Source organism: Fulverythrobacter ferritrahens, from assembly GCF_020539485.1.
GTDB classification, from domain to species: domain Bacteria; phylum Pseudomonadota; class Alphaproteobacteria; order Sphingomonadales; family Sphingomonadaceae; genus Andeanibacterium; species Andeanibacterium ferritrahens.
Window position 1 is genome coordinate 935,660 of record NZ_JACDXU010000001.1, and the last position, 23,960, is coordinate 959,619.

Annotated in this window: 22 protein-coding genes; 7 read left to right on the forward strand and 15 right to left on the reverse strand. The window is 61.7% G+C overall.

Features of this window, described 5'->3' with window-relative positions:
• Positions 1–22: 22 nt before the first annotated feature.
• The 6 genes from hfq to dusB form a co-directional block, all read right to left on the reverse strand.
• Positions 23–598 carry an RNA chaperone Hfq gene (gene hfq, locus H0274_RS04575; RefSeq protein WP_226793319.1) on the reverse strand — a complete coding sequence of 192 codons (576 nt, stop codon included), beginning with the start codon at positions 596–598 and terminating at the stop codon, positions 23–25.
• A gap of 180 nt (positions 599–778) precedes the next feature.
• Positions 779–2,161, reverse strand: a complete 1,383-nt coding sequence (gene ntrX, locus H0274_RS04580; RefSeq protein WP_226793322.1) for a nitrogen assimilation response regulator NtrX — start codon at positions 2,159–2,161, stop codon at positions 779–781.
• A gap of 25 nt (positions 2,162–2,186) precedes the next feature.
• Positions 2,187–4,403, reverse strand: coding sequence for a sensor histidine kinase (locus H0274_RS04585; RefSeq protein WP_226793325.1), 2,217 nt, complete (start codon positions 4,401–4,403; stop codon positions 2,187–2,189).
• A gap of 71 nt (positions 4,404–4,474) precedes the next feature.
• The gene (locus H0274_RS04590) at positions 4,475–5,887 is read right to left on the reverse strand and encodes a sigma-54-dependent transcriptional regulator (RefSeq protein WP_226793328.1); all 1,413 of its coding nucleotides are present in this window, start codon (positions 5,885–5,887) and stop codon (positions 4,475–4,477) included.
• A 12-nt stretch (positions 5,888–5,899) separates the two neighbouring features.
• Positions 5,900–6,949, reverse strand: coding sequence for a two-component system sensor histidine kinase NtrB (locus tag H0274_RS04595; RefSeq protein ID WP_226793331.1), 1,050 nt, complete (start codon positions 6,947–6,949; stop codon positions 5,900–5,902).
• The gene (gene dusB, locus H0274_RS04600; protein ID WP_226793334.1) at positions 6,946–7,974 is read right to left on the reverse strand and encodes a tRNA dihydrouridine synthase DusB; all 1,029 of its coding nucleotides are present in this window, start codon (positions 7,972–7,974) and stop codon (positions 6,946–6,948) included. Before dusB ends, H0274_RS04595 begins: the two co-directional genes overlap by 4 nt.
• Positions 7,975–8,051: 77 nt before the next feature.
• Here dusB and H0274_RS04605 point away from each other — a divergent pair, with 77 nt between their 5' ends.
• The 3 genes from H0274_RS04605 to H0274_RS04615 are packed head-to-tail and all read left to right on the forward strand — an operon-like array spanning position 8,052 to position 10,280.
• Positions 8,052–9,206: a bifunctional 2-C-methyl-D-erythritol 4-phosphate cytidylyltransferase/2-C-methyl-D-erythritol 2,4-cyclodiphosphate synthase gene (locus H0274_RS04605; RefSeq protein ID WP_226793337.1), complete on the forward strand. Its 1,155-nt coding sequence runs from the start codon at positions 8,052–8,054 to the stop codon at positions 9,204–9,206.
• Between the two features lie 10 nt (positions 9,207–9,216).
• Entirely contained in the window at positions 9,217–9,780 is a 564-nt protein-coding gene (locus tag H0274_RS04610) for a hypothetical protein (protein WP_226793340.1), read from the forward strand.
• Positions 9,781–9,782: 2 nt separating this feature from the next.
• Positions 9,783–10,280 (forward strand): CinA family protein, encoded by a 498-nt coding sequence (locus H0274_RS04615; protein ID WP_226793343.1) that lies wholly within the window; start codon positions 9,783–9,785, stop codon positions 10,278–10,280.
• Here H0274_RS04615 and H0274_RS04620 read toward each other — a convergent pair.
• A complete protein-coding gene (locus tag H0274_RS04620; RefSeq protein WP_226793345.1) occupies positions 10,241–10,702 on the reverse strand; it encodes a type II toxin-antitoxin system RatA family toxin in 462 nt (153 codons plus the stop codon). The two genes, H0274_RS04615 and H0274_RS04620, sit on opposite strands and share 40 nt — an antisense overlap.
• Complete coding sequence (lipA, locus tag H0274_RS04625) at positions 10,702–11,637, reverse strand: lipoyl synthase (RefSeq protein ID WP_413463460.1); 936 nt, start codon at positions 11,635–11,637, stop codon at positions 10,702–10,704. Before lipA ends, H0274_RS04620 begins: the two co-directional genes overlap by 1 nt.
• A 57-nt stretch (positions 11,638–11,694) precedes the next feature.
• Between lipA and H0274_RS04630 the strand changes: the two genes are divergently transcribed.
• Together H0274_RS04630 and H0274_RS04635 are read left to right on the forward strand one after the other, a co-directional pair.
• Positions 11,695–12,348 (forward strand): carbonic anhydrase, encoded by a 654-nt coding sequence (locus tag H0274_RS04630; protein WP_226793351.1) that lies wholly within the window; start codon positions 11,695–11,697, stop codon positions 12,346–12,348.
• A 48-nt stretch (positions 12,349–12,396) separates the two neighbouring features.
• Positions 12,397–13,110 (forward strand): NYN domain-containing protein, encoded by a 714-nt coding sequence (locus H0274_RS04635; protein WP_226793354.1) that lies wholly within the window; start codon positions 12,397–12,399, stop codon positions 13,108–13,110.
• Positions 13,111–13,188: 78 nt separating this feature from the next.
• On the opposite strand, the gene H0274_RS04640 is transcribed toward H0274_RS04635, so the two are convergent.
• Complete coding sequence (locus tag H0274_RS04640) at positions 13,189–14,646, reverse strand: tetratricopeptide repeat protein (RefSeq protein ID WP_226793356.1); 1,458 nt, start codon at positions 14,644–14,646, stop codon at positions 13,189–13,191.
• A 309-nt stretch (positions 14,647–14,955) separates the two neighbouring features.
• On the opposite strand from H0274_RS04640, the gene gyrA reads away from it, so the two are divergent.
• Positions 14,956–17,685 (forward strand): DNA gyrase subunit A, encoded by a 2,730-nt coding sequence (gyrA, locus tag H0274_RS04645; protein WP_226794437.1) that lies wholly within the window; start codon positions 14,956–14,958, stop codon positions 17,683–17,685.
• A 7-nt stretch (positions 17,686–17,692) separates the two neighbouring features.
• Here gyrA and H0274_RS04650 read toward each other — a convergent pair whose 3' ends face one another.
• Together H0274_RS04650 and H0274_RS04655 are read right to left on the reverse strand one after the other, a co-directional pair.
• The gene (locus H0274_RS04650) at positions 17,693–18,082 is read right to left on the reverse strand and encodes a VOC family protein (protein ID WP_226793358.1); all 390 of its coding nucleotides are present in this window, start codon (positions 18,080–18,082) and stop codon (positions 17,693–17,695) included.
• Positions 18,083–18,113: 31 nt separating this feature from the next.
• On the reverse strand, positions 18,114–18,794 hold the full coding sequence (locus H0274_RS04655; RefSeq protein WP_226793361.1) for a lysoplasmalogenase: 681 nt from the start codon (positions 18,792–18,794) through the stop codon (positions 18,114–18,116).
• 66 nt (positions 18,795–18,860) lie between these two features.
• Here H0274_RS04655 and trmFO point away from each other — a divergent pair, with 66 nt between their 5' ends.
• The gene (gene trmFO / locus H0274_RS04660) at positions 18,861–20,210 is read left to right on the forward strand and encodes a methylenetetrahydrofolate--tRNA-(uracil(54)-C(5))-methyltransferase (FADH(2)-oxidizing) TrmFO (RefSeq protein ID WP_226793364.1); all 1,350 of its coding nucleotides are present in this window, start codon (positions 18,861–18,863) and stop codon (positions 20,208–20,210) included.
• A gap of 3 nt (positions 20,211–20,213) precedes the next feature.
• Here trmFO and H0274_RS04665 read toward each other — a convergent pair whose 3' ends face one another.
• From H0274_RS04665 to pdhA, 4 genes are read right to left on the reverse strand one after another with little or no spacing between them, the layout of a single operon-like run.
• Entirely contained in the window at positions 20,214–20,675 is a 462-nt protein-coding gene (locus H0274_RS04665; protein ID WP_226793368.1) for an EF-hand domain-containing protein, read from the reverse strand.
• Between the two features lie 53 nt (positions 20,676–20,728).
• Entirely contained in the window at positions 20,729–21,385 is a 657-nt protein-coding gene (locus H0274_RS04670) for a squalene/phytoene synthase family protein (protein WP_226793371.1), read from the reverse strand.
• A gap of 56 nt (positions 21,386–21,441) precedes the next feature.
• The gene (locus H0274_RS04675) at positions 21,442–22,794 is read right to left on the reverse strand and encodes a pyruvate dehydrogenase complex E1 component subunit beta (protein ID WP_226793374.1); all 1,353 of its coding nucleotides are present in this window, start codon (positions 22,792–22,794) and stop codon (positions 21,442–21,444) included.
• 1 nt (position 22,795) lies between these two features.
• On the reverse strand, positions 22,796–23,905 hold the full coding sequence (gene pdhA, locus H0274_RS04680) for a pyruvate dehydrogenase (acetyl-transferring) E1 component subunit alpha (protein ID WP_226793377.1): 1,110 nt from the start codon (positions 23,903–23,905) through the stop codon (positions 22,796–22,798).
• Between the last annotated feature and the right edge of the window lie 55 nt (positions 23,906–23,960).

Here is a 23,960-nt window from a genome sequence, read left to right on the forward strand (position 1 = left end):
CCAGCAAGTTCGTCGGTAAAGGTCAGGCGCCCTCGCCTTCACCGTCCCAATCGCCGGTCAGATCGACAGGCGAAGCGGGCTGGATGGTCGAAACCGCATGCTTATAGGCAAGCTGCACGAAGCCTTCACGCTCCAGCAACATGCAGAAAAGATCATAGGCGGCGATCCGGCCCTGCAGCATCACGCCGTTCACGAGGAACATGGTGACGCTGACGCCCGCGTCGCGCACGCTGCCAAGGAACACGTCCTGCAACAGGCGCTGCTTCTTGCCGCCATCCACGCCAGAGGCGAATTGTTCCGCATCCACGGGTGCGCCGGGCATGATCGTGGAGATCGCGTGCTTGTAAACCAGCTGCGACTGTCCGTCGCGCCGAAGCAGGATCGAGAAATTGTCGAACCAGGTCACGATGCCCTGCAACTTCACGCCCTTGACGAGGAACATCGTCACCGGCGTCTTGTTCTTGCGAAGCAGGTTGAGGAACGCATCCTGCAGGCTCTGCCCACCCTTGGCGGCCGGGGCCGGTTTGACGGGGGCGGCACTGGATACAGCAGGCTCGGGGGCAGGCTTGGGCCGTGCCGACAGGGTTCTTCCGGTCATGAAACTGACTCCTTGTTGTTGGCAGCCGCGATTGCGGTTCCGCGTTCTGGCTGGCTCACCTCGTTCCATATGAAACGGATTCGGCGTTACAGCCGGATAGCAAAGCTAGTGTAGTGCGAGTTCGTCCGAAGCGGCAAGAATTTTGTGCAACTGCGAACAATCCTGTCACTTTCCAGCCTTTCAGGAGGGATCTTCTCCTTCCCTTTCAGCCATTCCCAACAACTTGAGCTTGCGATGCAGGGCAGAGCGCTCCATCCCGATGAAGCCCGCCGTCTTTGAGATATTACCCGAGAAACGGCGGATCTGGATACGCAGATATTCCCGTTCAAAGCTTTCGCGCGCCTCCCGCAGGGGGACACCCATCAGGGAGGTGATCCCCGGCCCGCTGCCCATTTTACCGCCCGTGATTTCCGGAGGAAGCATGTCGGGTTCGATCCGCGCGAGCTTGTCACGCGGAGTGAGGATAACCGTGCGTTCGATGACGTTGCGCAACTGCCGGACATTGCCCGGCCAGTCATAGGCCTGCAGCGCGGCCATCGCCTCGGACGAGACAACCGGAGGGGTGATGCCCTGCTCGGCCGAAAAACGCGTGAAGAAATGATCCGCCAGGCTGGGAATATCCTCCCGCCGTTCGGCGAGTGGCGGAATCCCCACGGGCACGACATTCAGTCGGTAAAACAGATCCTCGCGAAAACGCTTTTCAACGATTTCTCGCTCAAGCTCGCGGGAGCTTGAGGAAACCACTCTTACGTCCACGGCGATCTGCCGGGTGCCGCCCGCGCGAACGAAACTCTGTTCCGTCAGAACGCGCAGGATGCGGGCCTGAGTGCTTTCGGGCATGTCGGCCACTTCATCGAGATAAAGGGTGCCCCCGTCGGCCATTTCCAGCAAGCCGGCCCGCACCAGCTTGCCGTCAGCCTCCTCGCCGAACAGCTCCTGCTCAAAGCGTTCGGGAGTGATGCGAGCCGAATTGACCGTGACGAAGGCCTTGTCCGCGCGCGGGCTCCAGGCGTGAAGCAGACGCGCGGCCACTTCCTTGCCGGCCCCTGCCGGGCCAGTGATGAGCACCCGGCTTCCGGTATTGGCCACTCGCTTCAGCGTGGCTCGCACCTGATTGATAGCACTGGAATTGCCTGTGAATTCGTCATTCTTGATCAGGCCTTCGCGCAGGCGGGCATTCTCGCGCCGCAGACGCTCGGTTTCCGTCGCTCTGCTGACGAGGTGCAGCAGGCGTTCTGCCTCGAACGGCTTTTCGATGAAATCCATTGCCCCGCGGCTGACGGCGGAAACGGCCGTGTCGATATTGCCGTGGCCGGAAAAGATGATCACCGGCAATTCGGGCTCGCGCTGCTTGATCGCATCGAGCACTTCGAGCCCGTCCATCGGGCTGCCATGCAACCAGACGTCGAGCAGGACCAGGCTGGGCCGTTTTTCGTCAATCGCAGCAAGCGCGGATGTGCTGTCACCGGCGGTACGGCATTCATAGCCCTCATCGCTGAGTACACCGGCGACGAGTTCGCGAATGTCTCGCTCGTCGTCCACAACGAGGATGTCGAGCGCCATCAGATCTTCTCCATTGCAAAAATTATCATTCCGCCGCCTCGTTACCCTGACGAGCGGAAACGGGATCTCTCGCAAACCTCAAGGTTACGCGAGTTCCGCCATTTTCAGCCGATGTGAAACTCATTTCGCCGCCGTGTTCCTCGACGATCTTGTTCACGATCGCCAGGCCAAGGCCGGTACCCTTCTCACGGGTGGTGACATAGGGTTCCACGATCCGCTCCCGATCCTGCGGCAGGCCTATGCCATTATCCTCCACCGTCACGATGAAGGCAGTGCCATCATATCTGGTGCAGACCGATATGCGGCCGCGATAATCCGGTTCCGCGTCGCGCGCGCGCGCATCGATCGCCTCGGCCGCATTTTTCAGCACATTGGTCATGGCCTGGCCGAACTGGTGTCGGTCGCAAGCGATGGGATGCGCCCCTTCCCCGGCTTCGAAGCTGTAGGAAATCTCGGGATGGCCGACTTCCTGCAGGAACAGGGACTGCCGCACCAGTTCCACCGGATCTTCCGGCCGGAAAGCAGGCTTGGGCAGCCGCGCGAAGCTGGAGAATTCGTCCACCATCTTGCGCAGATCGCCCACCTGGCGAATGATCGTGGCGGTCAGCTCGTCGAACAGTTCCGTGTCGGTCGTGATCTGGCGGCCATATCGGCGCTTCAGACGTTCGGTCGCCAGCTGGATCGGCGTCAGCGGGTTCTTGATCTCATGGGCAATGCGCCGCGCAACGTCGGACCAGGCCGCCTGTCGCTGGTCCAGCAGCTGCCGGGTGATGTCTTCAAAGGTGATGACATGGCCGCCGGCCGCAGGGGCGACTTTCACCGCCAGCGTCAGCAACTCGCCATGCTTGTTATATTGCACCAGCCCGTTGGACAGCTGGGCATCCATCATGGCGGCGATTTCAGGCGCGATTCCGGCCAGCTTCAGCCCGACGGGCGCGGGGCCAACCCGTTCCAGCAGCAGCTTTTGCGCGGAACTGTTCATCAGCAGGACGGCGCCCTGCCCATCGACCGAGACGATCCCGGCCGTGATCGATTCCAGCACGGTCTCGATGAAGGCGCGGCGTTCCTCCAACTGCTCATTGGCGTTTACCAGAGCCTTGGTCTGTTGCTCGATCTGCGCGGTCATGCGGTTGAAGGCGCGGTTGAGCAGGCCGATTTCATCCGGCCCGGTGCGGCCCTCCACGCGCAGGGCATAATTGCCCTGCCCCACTTCGCGGGCAGCTCCTACCAGATCGGTCAAGGGGCGGACCTGCCGGTCGGCAAAGCGCAAGGCGAACCAGATCGCCAGCCCGACCAGACCCAGCGAAACGAAGAACAACAGCAGGTTGAAGCGCAATTGCAGCTTGCGCGCACTGCTGGTCAGCACGTCATAAGTGGACACAACACTCTGTGCACGTTTCCACTGGCTGAGCGCGAGAGCATCGGAATTCCGGGCATTATAGAGATATATTCCCGCGCTTCGGTCAATCGCCGCGACTGCCTCGATCCGGTCTTCCTTGGCCGTAACGACCACATTCTCTCCCGCATCGAGCTTGGGCAGCGCGGAAGCTACCACTTGCTTGACCAGTTCCCCCTCGTCAGGATCGACGATGGCCGCAATGCCCAGAGCACCATCCTGCCCGCGTTGCACAATGGCGCTGCGGTTAAGTTCACGCTGATAGGCCTGGAGATAATATTGCTCCGGAAATTCAGCGCTCGTCAGTGGATAGCGGGCCAGCACGTAACGCAGGTCTCCCGCCATGGCGGTGGTGTTGTTGGCTACGGCGCGCTGGTTCTGATCGTAATAGCCGCGCGCCAGTTCGTTTGCATTCTCGATGATGCCGCGCTGCCGGTCAGAGAACCAGAATTCCACGCCTGTCTGAAACAGGAAGGCGGCAAAGATAGACACCAGCAGCGTGGGAATCGCGGCGACCAGCGAGAAGAAGAACACCAGGCGTACATGCAACCGTGCCGTCTTCCCCCCGGCGCGGCGGATCGCCATGCGCCTGCCCACCAGTACCAGCAGTGTCATGGCAGGAATCAGCGTGCCGATCAGTAGTACTGCCGCCTCGCCCGACGGCACAAGCTGGCCGCGCACGGGCTGTCCGAACAGCTTCACGTAGCTCCACACGACCATCACGCCCAGAATGACGGCCGCCACGATTTCCATGATTCCGAATATGTTGGCTCGCCGCGCGCTTACCAAAGCGCGGCGGGACCAACGGGGCCAGCGGTGCCCTTTCAGGGGAGGAATATCAGGCATCGTTGCTTCGTTACAACGATACTGTTGCACTTTTGCAAGCGCTTTTCTCGTTAGCGCGGCAAACCGTGCAATCAGTTCCTTCGGACGAAGCGCTCCGGATCGATCGCCAGCTCGTCCAACCGCTTGCGCAAGGTGTTGCGGTTGATGCCCAGAAGATGGGCGGCGCGCAGCTGATTGCCGTTGGTTTCGGCTAGAGCGTGTTCGAACAAGGGCTTTTCGAAAGCGGCCAGCGCAGCGTGATAAAGCGTCCCTTCGGCCGGCACTGTCTGACCCAGCCAATTATCCAGAGCACTGGCGAAAGTCGCACCTTCTGCCGGCGTAGTGCTGGAAGGGCGATCTTCCAGCATGGTGAGCACGGTGGGCGCATCGATCATTTCCTCGCGCGCCAGCAAGGCCAGACGGAAAATGAAGTTCTTCAATTCGCGCACATTTCCGCGCCAGGGCTGGCGCATCAGCACTTCGCCTGCATCTTGCGTCAACTGGTGGCGGGGCAGGCCCTCCTCCGCCGCCTGCAGCAGGAAGTGCCGGGCCAGAGCGTCGATGTCTCCCGCCCGCTCGCGCAGAGGCGGTAGCTGGATCGGCACGACATTAAGGCGGTAGAACAAATCTTCACGGAACTGCCCGGCAGCGATCATCGGAGCAAGATCGCGATTGGTCGCGGCGATGATCCGCACATCGATGTCGATTTCCTCACGCCCGCCGACCCGTCGGATCCGGCCGGACTGGAGCGCGCGAAGAAGGCGCGTCTGGGCTTCAGCAGGCATGTCCCCGATTTCATCCAGAAACAGGGTGCCGCCGCTTGCCTGCTCGAACTTGCCGATATTACGGGCCACCGCCCCGGTGAAGGCGCCTTTCTCGTGGCCGAACAGCTCGCTTTCGATCAGTTCGCGGGGGATGGCTGCGGTATTCACTGCCACAAAGGGCCCCTTGGCGCGATGGCCGAGTTGGTGAATCGCCTCGGCCACCAGTTCCTTGCCGGTGCCGCTTTCGCCCAGGATCAGCACGGTGAGATCGTTCCGCAGAACGCGGGTAATCATGCGGTAGACACCCTGCATGGCCTGGCTGCGCCCCACCAGCGGCAGCCCTTCACCCGATGGAGCGCCCTCCTCAGCTCCGCTTTCCCGGCTGTCCGCGGCCTGACGCGCAGCGCGGACCAGTTCATCGAGATCGAAGGGCTTCGGGAAATATTCAAAGGCGCCGGTGTCGCTGGCGCGGACGGCGGTATCCAGCGTGTTTTGCGCGGAAAGGATGATTACCGGCATGTCCGGATAGGCTGCCCGGACTTCGCCCAGAGTCTCGATGCCATCGCCATCAGTCAGCATGATGTCGGTGAGCATTACATCATAGCGATTATCGGCGAGCAACCGATCACGCCCTGCAATGGAATCGCAGCGATCCACCGCAAAACCGTCATCCTGCAGCGCTGCCGTGGTGACGAGCGCGATCGAGGTATCGTCCTCGACCAGCAAAGCACGTCTGGCCATCCTCATTCCTTCCTATCGCGCGACCGGCAGATGGACCTTGAAATGGGTCCATCCTTCCGCATCGTCGCGTTCGTGGCTGATGCGGCCATCCATGTCGCGCACCAGCTTGTTCACCAAGGCAAGGCCAAGACCCTGCCCGTTCTTCTTGGACGAGACAAAAGGCTCGAAAATATGGTCACGCAGCGCAGGATCGATGCCCGATCCATTGTCGCTCACTCGCACCTCGATCGGCAGTTTTACCGGACGCCCGAGGCGCAGCGCCGTCAGCACCAGCCCGGAGACGAAACGCGTGCGGATCACGATCTGCGGATGCTCGACGTTGCGACAGGCGTCGCGCGCGTTGGAAATGAGATTGATCAGCACCTGAACCAGCGCGTCTTCGTTGCCGAGCACCTGTGGCAATGACGGATCGAACTCCTCTCGGATCTCAACGCCATTATCATTTTGCGCCCGGAAGACATTGATCGCACGGCGAATTACCTCATGCAGATTGCATGGCGCCACCGGCTCCGGCTGTTCGCGCCCGAGCGATTGCATGCGGTCGACCAGCTTGGCGATCCGGTCCACCTCATCGGCGATCAACTGGGTCAGAGCCTTGTCCCCGTCCGACAGCTTGCGCCCAAGCAATTGAGCCGCCCCGCGAATGGCCGAAAGGGGGTTCTTGATTTCGTGAGCGAGAATGGCGGGCGCACGGAGCGGCGGCTCGTCCCCCTCCCCCAGCGTTTCGGTGGCACGGACATCGTTCATCGCCAGCATTTGCCAGCCTGGATGATCGATCACGGGGGACAGGATCAGGTCGAGCTTATGCTCGGCATTACCGATCCGGGTTTTCACCGACAGCGCGGAAATCTGGGAATCTCCGCGCTCAAGCCACTCATAGAAACGCGCCTCTTCAAAGTGGGCCACATCCTGTAGCCTGCGCTCGATAAGGCGCTTTGCTCCGATCCCGATAAGCTGTTCGGCGGCGGGGTTCGCTCCCCGGATCACCAGGCCCGGCCCAAGCAGCAGGACAGCGCTGGAGAGGCTGGCCAGCTGTTCCGAGGGCAGCGGAATTTCGGTCACGCGGCGCGCAACCCCTCGGCTTCTGCAAGGAAGGGTTCGTAAAATCGGGCAAGTTCGCCCAGCACCTGATCCGCATCGTCAATGAAGTTGACGAAGTTGCGGAAATCGGCCGAACCATGCAGGCCTTTAGTGTACCAGCCCAGATGCTTACGGGCGATCTTAACCCCCGTTTCCCTGCCATAATGTTCGAGCATTGCATTATAATGCTCTATAATCACGGCATATTGCTCGGCGATACCAGGCGTCGGCACTTTCTCTCCGGTTTGCAGCCAGTGCATCACCTGCCCCAGCAGCCACGGTTTGCCATAGGCGCCTCGGCCAATCATCACACCGTCCGCGCCGCTCAGTTCCAGCGCGGTTCCGGCATCTTCCTCGCAGCAGATATCGCCGTTTACGATCACCGGGAGAGAGACGGCTTCCTTGACCTTGCGAATGAAGGCCCAGTCAGCCTCCCCCTTGTACATCTGGTTGCGGGTGCGTCCGTGGACCGTGATCATCTTCGCGCCGAGATCCTCGGCAATATGGGCGAGTTCCGGTGCGTTCAGGCTGGAATGATCCCAGCCCATGCGCATCTTCACCGTCACCGGCACGGAAACGGCCTTCACCGTTGCGTCAATGAGCTGGGCCGCCAGCGGCAAGTCACGCATCAGGGCGCTGCCGGCATCGCCGTTCACGACCTTCTTCACCGGACAGCCCATATTGATGTCGATGATTGCCGCGCCGCGATCCTCGTTCAGCTTGGCGGCTTCTCCCATTTCGGCTGGCGTGCAACCGACGAGTTGCATGGAAACCGGCTCTTCCACCGGATGCCAGGCGGCCTTCTGCAGTGATTGGCGCGTTTCGCGGATCATCGCCGGGCTGGCGATCATCTCGGTGACATTCAGCCCCGAGCCATAGCGACGCACCAGCGTGCGGAATGGCATATCCGTGACGCCCGTCATCGGCGCGAGGACGACCGGAGTATCGATCGTCACCGGGCCGATTTGGATCGGGCTGAGCCGGGGTGTATGGGTTGAAAGGGTCATGCTTCGCCAATGTGCCTAAAAAACAGGCAGCGCATAGTGGATTGCGATACGCCCTGCAAGCAGCTACCCGCCGCGCCATGGTCGAGGCCAATCCCCTTCCCGCTTTTGCTGCCGTAATCGTTGCCGCAGGAAAGGGCCTTCGCGCCGGTCAGCCGCTGCCCAAGCAATTTGCGCCGTGGCGCGGCAAGGCGGTTCTGCGTCACTCTGCGGAAGCCCTGGCGGTCTCCGGGGCAAGCCCGATAGTGGTCGCCATTCCCGAAGGCGCGGATGAAATCGCGGCACAGATTCTCGCTGGCATTGATGGCGTTCGCTTGGTCACCGGCGCAGATACCCGGCAAGGCTCCGTCCGCATGGCGTTGGAGGAACTGGAAAGTTCGGCCCCGCAATTCGTGCTGATACACGATGCCGCTCGTCCCGATCTGCCGGGTGCAGTGATCGAGCGCCTCCTGCAGGCCTTGCAAAGGCATCCCGGCGCCATCCCGGTCCTGCCAGTGGTGGACAGCCTCGCAGTTGAGGAACAGGGATTGATGACCGGCAGCGCGCCGCGGGAAGCCTTGCGGCGCGTACAGACCCCTCAGGCGTTCCGATATGAGGCCATTCTTGCCGCCCATCGCAGCTGGCCCGGTGGGGCGGATGCCGGCGACGACGCACAGGTGCTTCGTGCTGCCGGAATGGCTGTCAAACTCGTCCCCGGTGACGAAGCATTGCGCAAACTGACCTTCGCGGAGGATTTCATGGACGACCTGCCCTTGATCCGCATCGGTACCGGATATGACGTCCACCGCCTTGCCGAGGGCGAGGAACTGTGGCTGTGCGGCGTCAGGATCGACCATTCGATGGGCCTTGCCGGGCATAGCGATGCCGACGTGGCTATCCATGCTGCTGTGGACGCGATCCTCGGCGCTGTGGCGCTGGGCGATATCGGCCAGCATTTTCCGCCGAGCGATCCCCAATGGCGCGGTGCTTCGTCAGACCGTTTCCTGGCCCATGCGCTCCATCTTGCAGCCCAGGCGGGGTATCGCCTTGGCAATCTGGATGTCACCATCATTTGCGAAGCACCCAAGATCGGGCCTCATCGCGATGAAATGCGCCGGAAACTTGCCGAGATTGCGGGCGTTAACATGGGATGCATCAGCGTGAAGGCAACCACGACAGAGCGGCTGGGCTTTGCCGGACGCCGGGAAGGCATTGCCGCGCAGGCCGCAGCCTGCATGATCAGGCAAGCCCGATAGGAGCATATCCATGACACGGTTTCGCGCCGCTTTGGCAGCACTTTCGCTTTGCGCGATAACGCAGGCTTCGGTCGCTCAGGCCGCGGACAGCCGCCCTTGCGTGACGGGGGCGGAAGCAGCGGCACTGTTCGTCTATGTCGTTCCGCCGACCATCCAGGCCGTAGGTAGTAGCTGTGAGGGGCGGCTGCGCCCCGATGGCTTCATGGCAACTGGCAGCCGGACTCTTTCCGCACGCTATGCTGCGCTTCAGGATGAAAGCTGGCCGCGCGCGAAAAGGGCCGCCCTCGCCCTGTTCAGCATGGCAAATGGCAAGGCGCAGACCGGTTCCGGACAGGGGATGGGAATGGACCCGGCAAGGATATTCGAAAACCTGCCTGACGATGTCGCCCGCCCCTTGGGCGATGCACTGATCATGCAGAAAGTTGCCGAACAGGTTAAGCCCGAGAAATGCGGCCAGATTGAACTGGTGCTGAGTGCCATGTCGCCCATCGAACCTCGTGAGGCCGGGGCCCTGCTGGGCGCGGTCGCCAATCTGGTGGGCATGGAAAACCTGCGCGTTTGCAAGGTGGATTGAATATGCCCGATACGCTACTTCCCCAATCGCTGGTCGACCTCGCCACGCGAGTGATCGAGGAAAACGCCATGGCCGGGCGCAAGGTCGCCGTAGCGGAAAGCTGCACCGGCGGACTGGTTTCCGCAGCACTGACGGAAATCCCTGGATCCTCCGCTGTATTCGACCGGGGTTTCATCACCTATTCCAACGAAGCCAAGCAGGAGATGCTGGGCGTTGCGAGCGATATCATCGATGCGGTGGGCGCCGTATCGATCGCCTGCGTTTACGCCATGGCTCAAGGCGCATTGGCGCGCAGCCAGGCGGATGTCGCCGTGGCCATCAGCGGAATTGCCGGGCCTGACGGCGGTTCGGAAATGAAGCCTGTAGGAACCGTGGTCTTCGCGCGGGCCGTGCGCGGTTCGGACGACAAGGATGCCGAACAGCGCCTCTTCGAAGGAGAAGACCGCGCCGGAGTGCGCCGTCACGCCGCGCTGGTCGCGCTCGAATTGCTGCTGCCGTAAAGCTCTTTCGCCCGCGCCTCAAAAGCGGTGACCATCTTATGGAATGCCCGGTCGACATATTGGCCGGCCAGCGCTTCGAAGATACGGTTCTTGAAAGTGAAGTCCACTGCGAAGCGGATTTCGCAGCCGCCATCGGACGTGGGCGTGAAGGTCCAGCGGTTATCCAGATCGCGCATGGGCCCATCCACATAGATCACTTCAATGGAATTGGGCCGGTCCTTCAGCACGCGGGAAGTGAACTTCTCACGCAGCGCCTTGAAGCCAACCAGCAGGTCAGCGACCATTTCAGTCTCGCTGTCGGATTTCACTCGTACACCCACGACCCAGGGAAGGAATTCCCCATAGCGGGCGACATCCGCCACCAGGTCGAACATCTGTTCGACGCTGTAGGGCAGCCGCTTCGTTTCGCGGATCGACGGCATCAGGCTTTCGCCGTTTGTGCCTTGGCGAGCTTTGCTTCACGCGCGGCGCGCATTTGGGCAAAATCGTCCCCTGCGTGATAGCTCGACCGGGTAAGCGGGGTGGCCGCAACCTGCAGGAAGCCCTTGGCCCGCGCGATCGCACCATAGGCGCCGAAGACCTGGGGGGTGACGAACTCTTCCACCGTGGCGTGCTTGGGCGTGGGCTGCAGATACTGGCCCATGGTGATGAAATCGACATCGGCGCTGCGCATGTCGTCCATCACCTGATGCACTTCCAGCCGCTGCTCGCCCAGGCCGAGCATGATCCCGCTCTTGGTGAAGATCATGGGATCGTGGTGCTTCACTTCCTCCAGCAGCCGCAGCGAGGCGTAATAGCGCGCACCCGGGCGGATCGTGGGATAGAGCCGCGGCACGGTTTCCAGATTGTGATTATACACATCCGGGCCGGCGGCGCAGATCGCCTCCACGGCTTGGCGCATCTTGCCGCGGAAGTCGGGAGTAAGGATCTCGATGGTCGTGTTCGGCGTCGTCCGGCGCAGCGCCTCGATCACCTTGACGAATTGCCCTGCCCCGCCATCCGGCAGGTCGTCCCGGTCAACCGAAGTGATGACGATGTGCTCCAGCCCCATCTTCGCTGCGGCGACGGCCACATTTTCCGGTTCCAGCGGATCGACCTTGCGCGGCATCCCGGTTTTCACATTGCAAAAGGCACAGGCTCGCGTGCAAACGTCGCCGAGGATCATCACCGTGGCGTGCTTCTTGGTCCAGCACTCGCCAATGTTCGGACAGGCTGCCTCCTCGCAGACCGTATTCAGCCCCAGGGTACGCATGAGATCGCGCGTTTCCTGATAACCTTTGCTGACCGGGGCCTTTACCCTGATCCAGTCGGGCTTGCGGGGGCGTTCCTGCTTCGGGGCGGAGGAGAGGTCGTTCATGCGGCCCATCTAGGCGCGAGGGTTGCATGCCGCAAGCTCACGCGGCATTGCAAAATCATGATCGCGCCTGATTCTCCTGAACTCGACGCTCTCATCGCGGGCTACCGCCGTTTCCGTGAGGGCCGTTGGCATCCCCAGCACGAACGTTGGGCGACTTTACGTGAAGGGCAGAGCCCGAAGGTGATGATCATCGCCTGTTCGGACAGCCGCGTAGATCCGGCGCAGGTATTCGATGTCGATCCGGGCGAGGTTTTCGTGGTGCGCAACGTCGCCGCCATGGTTCCCCCCTTTGAAACCACGCCGGGCCATCATGGTGTGTCGGCCGCGCTGGAATTTGCGGTCCAGGTGCTCAAGGTGCGCGAGATTCTGGTGATGGGGCACGGCATGTGCGGGGGCTGCAAGGCCGCCCTTACTCAGGAATTGCACGGAACAGAGCCCGGCCAGGGCGGCTTCATTGCTGACTGGATCGCCATGCTCGATCATGTGCGCGACCCGATCGTGCGCGAGCACGGCACTACGGGCCGTGTGGCGGAGCGCGCAATGGAGCAGGCGGGCGTCAAGGTCAGTCTGGCCAATCTGCGCACCTTCCCCTGCGTACAGTACAAGGAAGCGAAGGGCGATCTGGTGCTGCGGGGCGGGTTCTTCGCCATTTCGGACGGGGTGCTGCATCTGCTGGACGAGAACAACGGCGAATTCCATCCCGTCAGCTGATTTGTCCGGCGGCTTGCATCCCCTTGCCGCCGCTGCGACAAGTAGCCCATGGCAGATGCAGCTCTCAAGAATATCGCCCTTCTGATCGACGCAGATAACGCAAGCCACCATGGGATCGACCCGGTCCTGACCGCGCTGGCGGAACTTGGCCAGGTTAATATCCGCCGCGCCTATGGCAACTGGGCCAAACCCGCCTTGTCCAACTGGAACAAGGTCACGCATCGCTATGGAATCAGCCCCCAACAGCAATTCGACCTCACCAAGGGCAAGAACGCCACCGACATGGCGATGACGATCGATGCCATGGACCTGCTATATGCCGGAAAGGTCGATGGCTTTGGCATCATGAGTTCGGACAGCGATTTTACACCTCTGGTCACCCGGCTGCGCCAGGATGGCCTGATCGTGTATGGTTTCGGCAGCGAGAAAGCTCCGGAGGCGTTCAAGACGTCCTGCACGCGCTATATCGAAGTGGATCAGCTCATCCGCACCACCGCTGCCGAAGAAGGCAAACCGGTGAGCAGCGCGGTTTTCGTGGACAAGGATGTGATCGATCTGCTGGGAGATGCGTGGAAAGCCGCGAACCGGGACGAGGAAGGCTTTGCCCGTCTTCAGGAAGTTGGCCAGATTGCGGGCAATCGTTCCAGCTTCGACGTCCGGAACTATGGCTTCAAGCGACTTTCCGAACTGTTCCGCACGATCGACAATTTCGACCTCAAGCGCCGGGACGATGGCCAGCTCTATGTGAAACGGATGCGCTGACCCGCCCAGCCCTGACAAGAACGGCGCGGGAAGGAAGCCCTCCCCGCGCCGCTGCGAAATCCATTACAGATCGCTGTTTCAGCCGGCCGGAGCCGCCTTGGTATCGAGCCAGGCAAGCCACAGCGTCGCGATGGGCGCACGCGGACCGGTCACCTTGGCGAAATTGGCGCGGGCATCGGCGAACTTGCCCTGATCCGCCTGGGCAATCGCCAGACGCATCAGCACGCGGTTGTTGTCCACCCCGCCCTTGCTCAGAGCCAGCTGGTAAAGCCGTTCGGCATCGGCGCTTGCGCCGAAGGACTGGTAAACTTCACCCGCATCGCGAGCGGTTTCCCCCTTGGGGTCTTTCTGGGCATCGGCTGCGATAGTCGCCGCGCTCTTGCGCTCAGCATCGGCGCGGCTGTTGGCCAGTTCCAGCGACTTCTGGGTAAAGCCGATCAACTGATCCGACATACCGGCAGGAGCATTCGCGGCACTGGTAGCCAGAAGCCCCCGCTTGATGCCGTCATTGATGACCGGCACCACTTCGTTCGGAAGGCTGCGCGGATCCGCTGCATCGATATAGCCGACATAATCCGCGGCATTCAGCAGCGAACCTGTCCGGCTCATCAGGCGGTAGAGATCGAGCTTTTCCTGAAGATCGAATTCCTGGCTGCGCATCAGCTGCGCGATGCCTGCCTGCCAGGATTGCGGCGTTTTCCCGAGTTTCGCATAGAGCCCGCCCCAGCTGGCAACACGAGCCGCGTCACGCAGTTCGAGCGAATGGTTCAGGCCGCTGCCTGCCCATGCCAGCGGCACTTCCTGCCCGGCGGCAATACGGGCATCGATCACCTTGCGGAGATAGTCCACGCCTTCCGCCACACGATTGGCGCGGAAGAAACATTCGGCGGCATAGACCGCTCCGTTGGTTTCACCTGCCTGATACGCGGATTCGAATGCGCTCTGCGCGTCGGCATAGCGATTATGGTCGAAATAGAGCTGGCCCAGTTCGAACCATGACGGAGCGACCTTTTCGGGCTTCAGCGCACCACTTGCGATCTTGGTCTTGATGCCCTGGGCGGAGAGGTCGATATCGCCCGTGAAGCTGCCCAGAAACACCTGGAATTCACCGACCATATACTTCTCGTCAGCACCCTGAGCTTGCCCGGCGAGAGCTTCCAGAGCGGCACGTTCCGCCGTAGTCTTGCCCTGGAGAACCTTGCCGACCTGCTGGAACTCAGCCTCGGCTGCAGCAAAATCGGCCTGGGTCTTGGCGGCGGCCAGTTTCTTGCTGGCCGCAACGAGGTTATTCAGATCTGCCGCAATCGCCGGGTTGGACCGGGCGGCGTTGAGCTGATCCGATACGGGCTGCGCAGCCTTGGCGAACTTCTTCGAATATTGCGGCGCGTCCGACTGGGCATGTGCGGGGGCGGCGAGGCCGGCGACCCCTGCCGCAGTGCCGCCGATGGTGGCGACAGCCAATACAAGGCTGGAAACGAATCCCTTGCTGATGCTCATGCGATTGGAGCTGCGCGCGGGGTTGAACACACGAAACATCAATCTTTCTCTCCTGACAGGGAAAATTCGGCGAGGAGATTCCCCGCTTTAATGGCGCCTGGCGCTACTGCCGCTTTGCTTTCCATAATGCAATGCGCAGCTACCTGGACTGCGGTGAACCGGGTTTGAACGCATGACCGGTGGAACGGGTTCCGATGTGTGGATAAAACGCCCATTGGAGGCGGATCGAAGCCCCTTTTGCTGGCGAATTTCGCGGCATTGGCCTAGTGCCATCTGGAAGCAACCCAAAATCATAACAACGAGTGTAGAACGCAGTTGAGCGACACCACCGACATCATTGAGCCGGGTATGCCGGCCGAGGAATTCCCCCGCGTCGACATCGTCGACGAGATGAAGACGAGCTATCTCGATTACGCGATGAGCGTGATCGTCAGCCGTGCTTTGCCCGATGTGCGGGACGGCCTGAAGCCCGTTCACCGCCGCATCCTCTACGCCGCCCAGGAAGGCGGCTATGTGGCTGGGCGGCCCTATCGCAAATCGGCCAACATCGTCGGCGACGTGATGGGTAAATATCACCCGCATGGTGACAGCGCGATCTATGATGCGCTCGCCCGCATGGTGCAGCCCTGGTCCCTGCGCGTTCCCCTGATCGACGGTCAGGGCAATTTCGGTTCGATGGACCCCGATCCGCCGGCCGCGATGCGTTACACGGAATCGCGTCTTGCCCGGGTCGCCAACGCTCTGCTGGACGATCTCGACAAGGATACTGTCGATTTCATCCCGAATTACGACGCTTCGCGCAACGAACCCACCGTCCTGCCGGCCCGCTTCCCCAACATGCTGGTCAACGGCGCGGGCGGCATTGCGGTTGGCATGGCCACGAATATCCCTCCGCACAATCTGGGTGAAGTGATCGACGGCTGCCTGGCCTTCATCGAGAATCCCCTGATGTCGAGCGAGGAACTGTTCGAGATCATTCCGGGGCCGGATTTCCCGACTTCCCCGCTGATCCTCGGTTCCGCTGGCTCTCGTGCGGCTTATACCGTGGGGCGCGGCTCCATCCTGATGCGCTGCCGCCATGTGATCGAGGAAGGCCGGGGGGACCGGCGCTCCATTGTCTTCACCTCGATCCCCTATCAGGTCGGCAAGGCTGGTCTGGTGGAAAAGATCGCGGACGCCGCGAAGGAGAAGCGGGTCGAAGGCATTTCCGACATCCGCGACGAATCCAACCGTGACGGCGTGCGCGTGGTTATCGACCTGAAGCGCGACGCCACTCCCGATGTGGTGCTCAATCAGCTGTGGCGGCACACGCCCGCTCAGGCGAGCTTCCCGGCCAATATGCTGGCGATCCGCAATGGCCGCCCGGAAGTCCTGTCGCTGCGCGACATCATCCAGGCGTTTATTTCCTTCCGCGAGGAAGTGATCACCCGCCGCACCAAATATGAACTGAACAAGGCGCGCGAACGGGCGCATATCTTGCTGGGCCTCGTCATTGCGGTCAGCAATATGGACGAAGTGGTGGCGATCATCCGCGGATCGTCCAACCCCTCGGAGGCCCGTCAGCGCCTGCTGGCCCGCGAATGGCCGATTGGCGACATTGCCCAATATATCCGTCTGGTGGAGGCCATCGAGCCGACGCTCGAACAGGATAGCGGCACTTACAAGATGTCCGAGACCCAGGTCCGCGCCATCCTTGACCTGCGTCTGCACCGCCTTACGGCTCTGGGCCGCGATGAGATCGGCGACGAGCTCAAGGAACTGGCGATCAGGATCGAGGAATATCTGGCGATCCTGGGCGACCGCGTGCGCCTGTACGAAGTAATGCGGGAAGAACTCGTCGAGATCCGTGATCTCTACGCTACCCCTCGCCTCAGCCAGATCGCTCCCGCATGGGACGGGATCGAGGATGAGGATCTGATCGAGCGGGAAGACATGGTCGTCACCGTTACGCTCGACGGTTATATCAAGCGCACTCCGCTCTCCACTTTCCGTGCTCAGAACCGGGGCGGCAAGGGCCGCGCCGGGATGAACACCAAGGAAGAGGATGCGGTGAGCGAGATGTTCGTCACCAGCACTCACAACCCGGTGCTGTTCTTCTCCACTGCGGGCAAGGTCTATCGTCTCAAGGTCTGGAAACTGCCCGAAGGCGGCCCGGCCACGCGCGGACGGCCGATCGTCAATATGCTCCCTGCGCTGGAAGATGGCGAAACCATCGCCACCGTACTGCCGCTGCCGGAGGATGAGGCAAGCTGGGGTTCGCTCAGCGTCGTCTTCGCGACCGCCAAGGGCAATGTCCGCCGCAACTCGATGGATGCCTTCGCCAATGTGCCCAGCAACGGCAAGTTCGCGATGCGTTTCGATGAAGGTTCCGATGATCGCCTGATCGGCGTGGCGCTGCTGGATTCGGGGGACGACGTTCTGCTCGCCACCCGCGACGGCAAGGCCATCCGCTTTGCTGCCGATGAAGTGCGCGAATTCACCAGCCGTACTTCCACCGGCGTGCGCGGGATGACGCTGAAGGGCGAGGACGAAGTGGTTTCGCTCTCGATCCTCCACCGCGTCGGCACCTCTGCCGAGGAGCGCGAGGAATATCTGCGCTACGCCCCGTGGAAGGCCGAGAAGGAAGGCGAACCGTCAATGACGGACGAGCGCTTTGCCGAACTGGTCGCGCGTGAGCAGTTCATCCTTACCGTTTGCGCCAATGGCTATGGCAAGCTCAGCTCCGCCTATGAATACCGGCGGACTGGGCGCGGCGGCCAGGGCATCACCAATATCGACAACATCAAGCGCAACGGCCCTGTGGTGGCGAGTTTCAGCGCGACCCAGGCCGACCAATTGATGCTGGTAACCGATCAGGCCAAGCTGATCCGCATCGGGCTTGAAAGCCTGCGGGTCATCGGACGCGCCAGCGCGGGCGTCAGGCTGTTCGATGTGGCCGGAGACGAACAGGTCGTCAGCGCCGTCCGCCTTGACGAGCAGGAAGAAGAGGAAGCTGCCGAAGCAGTTGAGACCACCGGAGCCGAAGCCCTGCCCCCGGCGGTGGATGCCGCTGACGGAGAAGGCCCCGTCGAGGAATGATCGAGGCCTATTCGGGCGCGTAACACACCGCTTCGAGATTGATCCCGTCAGGATCGAGTACGAAGGCCGCATAATAATTGTCGGCATAGTCCGGCCGCAGCCCCGGCGCACCGTTATCGGTGCCGCCGGCGGCAAGCGCGGCGGCGTGAAAGTCGCGGACCTTCGCCCGGCTTTCTGCCCTGAAGGCGACGTGATAGCCCTGCCCCGGTGCGACATTGTCCCCCACCCAGAACACCGGCTTCCCGTTCGGTCCGTAGCCGAGCCAGGTGCCGCCAGAGTGAGTGACCTGCGACGGTGTTTCGAAGATCAGGCTGTAGCCCAGCGCCTTCAACGCCTGATCGTAAAACCTGCGGGCCCGGGCGATGTCTGTAACGGCGAGCCCAATATGATCGAGCATCGGAGCCTTCTTTCCACCGCCTTTTGCGGCCCTATCTGTTGCTGACGAGCTTCAGTTCCGGATCCCGCTTGCGCAAAGTCTGAACAATGCCGATCGCGATCAGGAACTGCCCCAGATAATAGGTCGGCCAGATGAAGACATGCGGAATGTTACTGGTTGCCAGTGGGCCCATCTCCGCAAAGATCAGCAGGTCGGAGATAACGAACAAGGCTGCGCCAGCCCCCACACGGTAGCGCGGAAAATCGCTCATCCACGCACATGCGGCCATGGCGCCAAGCGCGAGGGCATATAGTGCCACTTGCGGTGCCCCTGCCCGATCCTCCGGGAGGAAGAAGGCGATGATCGGCGTAAGGATCAGGATGCAGGCGGCCAGCGCCTTCTGGCTGGGGCTTGCCTCGTCCCTGCGGTGGCGCAGATACAGCGTTATCGCGAAAATATGCGCGGCAAAAAACAGCAGCGCGCCAATCTGAAGATCATATTCGATTCCGATATCGCCCAGCGCGCCAAGGCCCAGAACCCAAGCCAGCAGACGGGCATCGCGGCCGGAATGGCGCACAAAGGCATAGATCGCCAGCAGCCCGACCGAGGCCCCTTTGAGCGCAATCGCCAGCATTTCCGGGATGTCGGCATCGCGCAGGTAGAAATAGGCTGCGGCACAAGCGATGCTGGCCAGCAGGAAGGGGCGTTTCTCGTATAGCGCGTGGCGGGACATGCGAAGGCTCCTTGCTGCACGCTTGGCCTTGAACTTGCCCAAGCGCAAGCGGTAGGGCGCATCCCCATGGCGCATGACGTACACATTATCGGCGGCGGCCTCGCGGGAAGCGAAGCGGCCTGGCAACTCGCACGGCGGGGGGCAAAGGTCCGCCTGTCCGAAATGAGGGGTAGTGGCAGCAGCACTCCGGCCCATCAGGGAGACGGGCTGGCGGAACTCGTCTGCTCGAACAGCTTCCGTTCCGACGATGATGAGAAGAACGCAGTGGGCCTGCTCCATCACGAAATGCGACGGCTCGATTCCCTCATCATGCGTGCGGGGGAAGTAGCGCGCGTGCCCGCCGGATCCGCCATGGCAGTGGACCGGGATGTCTTTTCCGCCGAGGTGGAGCGCGAATTGCGCGCCCTTCCCAATGTCGAGATTTGCCGTGAACGGATCGACGTACTGCCCGATGCCGGTCTCACCATCGTCGCCACCGGCCCGCTCACCGCCGCATCGCTGGCTGAAAGCATCGTGAAGGCAACGGGCCAGGATCGCCTGGCCTTCTTCGATGCCATTGCTCCCATCGTCCACCGCGACAGCATCAATATGGATGTCTGCTGGATGGCCTCCCGCTGGGACAAGGGTGAGACCAAGGATTACATCAACTGCCCCATGACCAGGGAGCAATATCTGGCCTTCCACCAGGGCTTGCTCGACGGGGAAAAGACCAGCTTCAAGGACTGGGAAGCCGACACGCCCTATTTCGATGGCTGTATGCCGATCGAGGTAATGGCCGAACGCGGCGTGGAGACTCTCCGCTTCGGGCCCATGAAGCCGGTCGGGCTGGACGACCCGCGCAGCGCGACGCCTGAATTTCCGAAAGGGCGCTGGCCTTATGCAGTTGTGCAACTGCGCCAGGACAACAAGCTCGGCACCTTGTGGAATATGGTCGGCTTCCAGACCAAGTTGAAACATGCCGAGCAGGTGCGCCTGTTCCGCACCATTCCCGGGCTGGAGAATGCCGAATTCGCCCGGCTCGGCGGACTGCATCGCAATACTTTCCTCAATTCACCCATCCTGCTCGATCGTCAGCTGCGGCTGAAGGGGGCTGAGCATATCCGCTTCGCGGGCCAGATCACAGGGTGCGAAGGCTATGTGGAAAGCAGTGCCGTTGGCCTGCTGGCTGGGATCATGGCGGCGGAAGAACTGGCAGGACATACGTGGACTGCCCCGCCCCGCACCACTGCGATGGGGGCCTTGCTGGCACACATCACTGGCGACGCGGAGGCCGAGCATTTTCAGCCCATGAACGTCAATTTCGGCCTTTTTCCTCCCCTGCATGATGTGAGGAAAAAGCAGCGCAAGGAAGCCTACACCCATCGTGCCAAGGTGGATTTCGGGGAATGGCTGGCGGGAATGGCTATTCCGGCCTGACCGTCAGCAATTGCAGGCAGGCTTTTTGGCCGCTGGCTTGGGCGCGGTTACTGCGAACTCGCGGGCGGTCAATTGCCCGTCCTCATCCTTGTCCGCCCCTTCAAAGCGATCGACGGTGGCGACGGCCCATTCCTCGAAGGTCAGGAGATTATTCCCGTCCTTGTCCAGCTTGCGAAAGGCGTCTGTACGAGTGGAGAGCATTTCTGCCCGGCTGATCCGCTGGTCCCGATTCCGGTCATAGCGGAAGAAACGTTGCTGCTCTCTTGTGAGCTCGCTTGCCTCCGGCGGCGCCGGGCCGCGCATTCCGTTCACATCGGCGGAAGGCAGATCCATCGGGTCTTTCAGTGGCTGCTCAACCATTGGCGGCGGAGCGCCTTTTTCCACTTCGGCCCGCCCCTGCCACCAGAAGAGGCCGACCGTCACTAGCGCCAATGTGCTCACTGCGCCCAGCACTATGCGGTTCATCGACTTTCCTCTGCGACCACTTTGGCCCCTGCGGCCCGGATGACAACGATAATCTATCGCCCAAATAGGCCCAAGCGGATTGCGTGCCACGCGCTGGCCGGTCCGTCGAGCAAGGGCGTTCCTCCCTTGCGCAGGCTGCGGCGCGCAAGGCCGTCCAGAAGGGCCAGGCTCCGTAACTCGCCCGGCAAGGCAATCCGTTCGCCTCCACCGGATGCGGCATGTTCCAGCACTTGCGCGCGTTCTTCGGCATTGCTGAATTTGGTGGCGAGATCGGCAAGTGCGAAGCGACGCCCTGCCCGCATTGCCGCATCCGTTGCCTCATTCCTCCCGGCTAGCCTCGCCAAAGCGGCGAACCCGGCTGCGCGACTGTCGATTATCCGTTCGATGGCAGCAGGATCGATCCACTCTGAAAGCAGTAGCTCCCAGCCATCCACGAGCTTGCGAAGCGCCTCTTCCTCCCCCTCGAAGGCCGCCAGGGCGCGTATCAGCTCGTCCGAGTTTTCGCGCTTTTGGGAGGCAAGGCTCAGTTGGTCGCGCCACCACGCAAGGCGCATCTGTGCCATGATAGGCTCACTGGCCTGTCGCACTGCCTGAGCGAGCCGTGCTTCCAGTGCCAGAAGCGCCAAGGTGGCAGGCTTCATTCGTCCCGGTGCGTAGGCCAAGGCAAGCCGGTGGGCGGGCGACAGGGTTTCGATCAGGCTTTGCGACATGGATGGCGGATCGCGCAAAGCGCCCGCCGTGGCAAGCCACGGCGGGCTTCAATCGCTTAGCGGTAGCAGACCTTCTTCACTGCCTCGACGATGCGCGGGGCATCGATCAGCGCCATCTTTTCGAGATTGGCGGCATAAGGCAGCGGAACGTCCTCGTCGCAAACGCGCAGGACAGGGGCGTCAAGATGATCGAAGCCGTCTTCCATGCAAATCGCCTGGATTTCCGAAGCGATGGAGCATTGCGGCCAGCCTTCCTCTGCCACCACAAGGCGGTTGGTCTTGGCGAGGCTTGCCAGCACGGTTTCCTTGTCGAGCGGACGCAGGGTGCGCAGATCGATCACTTCCGCATCGATCCCTTCCTCGGCCAGCTTGTCCGCTGCTTCCAGCGCCAAGCCAACGCCGATGGAATAGGACACGATGGTCACGTCCTTGCCCTCACGCATGATCCGGGCCTTGCCGATCGGCAACACATGATCGTCGAGCTGGGCCAGTTCATAGCTGCGGCCGTAGAGCAGCTCGTTTTCGAGGAAGACGACCGGATCATCGCAGCGGATCGCGGCCTTCAGCAGGCCTTTCGCGTCGGACGCATCATAGGGAGCGATCACGATCAGGCCCGGCACAGCGGAGTACCACGGCGCATAATTCTGGCTGTGCTGTGCGCCCACGCGGCTCGCCGCACCGTTGGGACCACGGAACACGACCGGACAACGCATCTGGCCGCCGGACATGTAGTTGGTCTTGGCCGCCGAATTGATGATGTGGTCAATCGCCTGCATCGCGAAGTTGAAGGTCATGAATTCCACGACCGGGCGCAGGCCGCCCATCGCCGCACCGGTGCCGATACCGGCAAAGCCATATTCGGTGATCGGTGTGTCGATCACGCGCTTCGGCCCGAATTCTTCGAGCAGGCCCTGCGTGACTTTGTAGGCACCCTGATATTCGGCAACTTCCTCGCCCATCACGAAGACGCGGTCGTCACGGCGCATTTCCTCGGCCATGGCATCGCGCAGCGCTTCGCGAACGGTGACGGAGATCATGTTGGTTCCCGCCGGGATTTCCGGATCGCTGGCGCGCGGTGCAGCCACGGGCTTCTCGGCCTTGGCGACCGACGGCTCAGCCGGAGCTTGTGCAGCGGCGGCGGGAGCCGGGGATGCGGATACAGTTTCGCCCTCGCCCGCAATCAGTGCGATCACGGTGCCGACTTTCACATTCTCCGTCCCTTCCGGAACCAGAATGGAACCGATCGTACCTTCATCCACGGCTTCGAATTCCATCGTCGCCTTGTCGGTTTCGATCTCGGCCAGAATATCGCCGGCGCGCACTTCGTCGCCTTCCTTAACCAGCCACTTGGCCAGTGTGCCTTCCTCCATGGTGGGGGAAAGGGCGGGCATCTTCAGTTCGATCGCCATCTCAGTAGCTCCCCACCAATACGTCGGTGTAGAGTTCGTTCGCCTCGGGTTCGGGCGAATTCTCGGCGAAATCGGCCGCTTCGGCGACCTGGGCGCGGATCACTTTCTCGATTTCCTTCAGGCGGTCTTCCGAAATGCCGCGCTCGAGGAGTTCGGCCTTCGCATGGTCGATCGGGTCCTTCTTCTCGCGGACGCCCTGCACTTCCTCGCGCGTGCGATATTTCGCCGGGTCAGACATTGAATGGCCGCGATAGCGATAGGTGTTCAGCTCCATCAATACGGGGCCATGTCCTTCGCGCACGTGCTTCGCGGCGATCTCGGTCGCCTGCCGCACTTCCAGCACGTCCATGCCATTCACATCCATGCCGGGAATACGGAAGGCCGTGCCACGGCGATAGAAGTGCGTTTCGGCCGAGCTGCGCTTGACCGAAGTGCCCATGGCATACTGATTGTTCTCGATCACGAACAGGATCGGCAGCTTCCACAGCGAGGCCATGTTGAAGGTCTCGTAGACCTGACCCTGGTTCGCCGCGCCGTCGCCAAAATAGGCGACGCAAATGCCGCCATCTTCACGGTACTTATGGCCGAAGGCGAGACCCGCGCCGAGCGGAACCTGCGCGCCGACGATGCCGTGACCGCCATAAAACGCATGCTCGGTGCTGAACATGTGCATGGAACCGCCCTTGCCCCGGCTGATGCCGGCGGCACGGCCCGTAAGTTCGGCCATGATGATCTTGGGATCGATTCCATAGGCCAGCATATGGCCATGGTCGCGATAGCCGGTGATGACGCTGTCCTTGCCGGATTCCAGCGCGGACTGGATACCCACCGCGACAGCTTCCTGGCCGATATAAAGGTGGCAGAAACCGCCGATCAGGCCCAGGCCGTAAAGCTGGCCCGCCCGCTCTTCGAAGCGGCGGATGAGCAGCATCTTCTCGTAAAGATCGAGCAGTTCCTCGTCGCTCGCTTGATAGCGCTTCTGCTGTGCATGCGCTTCCTGAAGACTATGGAGCGCGAAATTGTCGCCTGCCGTAGCGGCGGAAGATTCCCCAGCGGAATTCTCGTTCGTCTTGCTGGAAGAAGTACCGGATTTGGAGGCAGGTTTTGCCAAAATCGTATCCCTTCGTCTGGCCTCTCGCATATGCCGTGCACGCTTTCGCACGAGG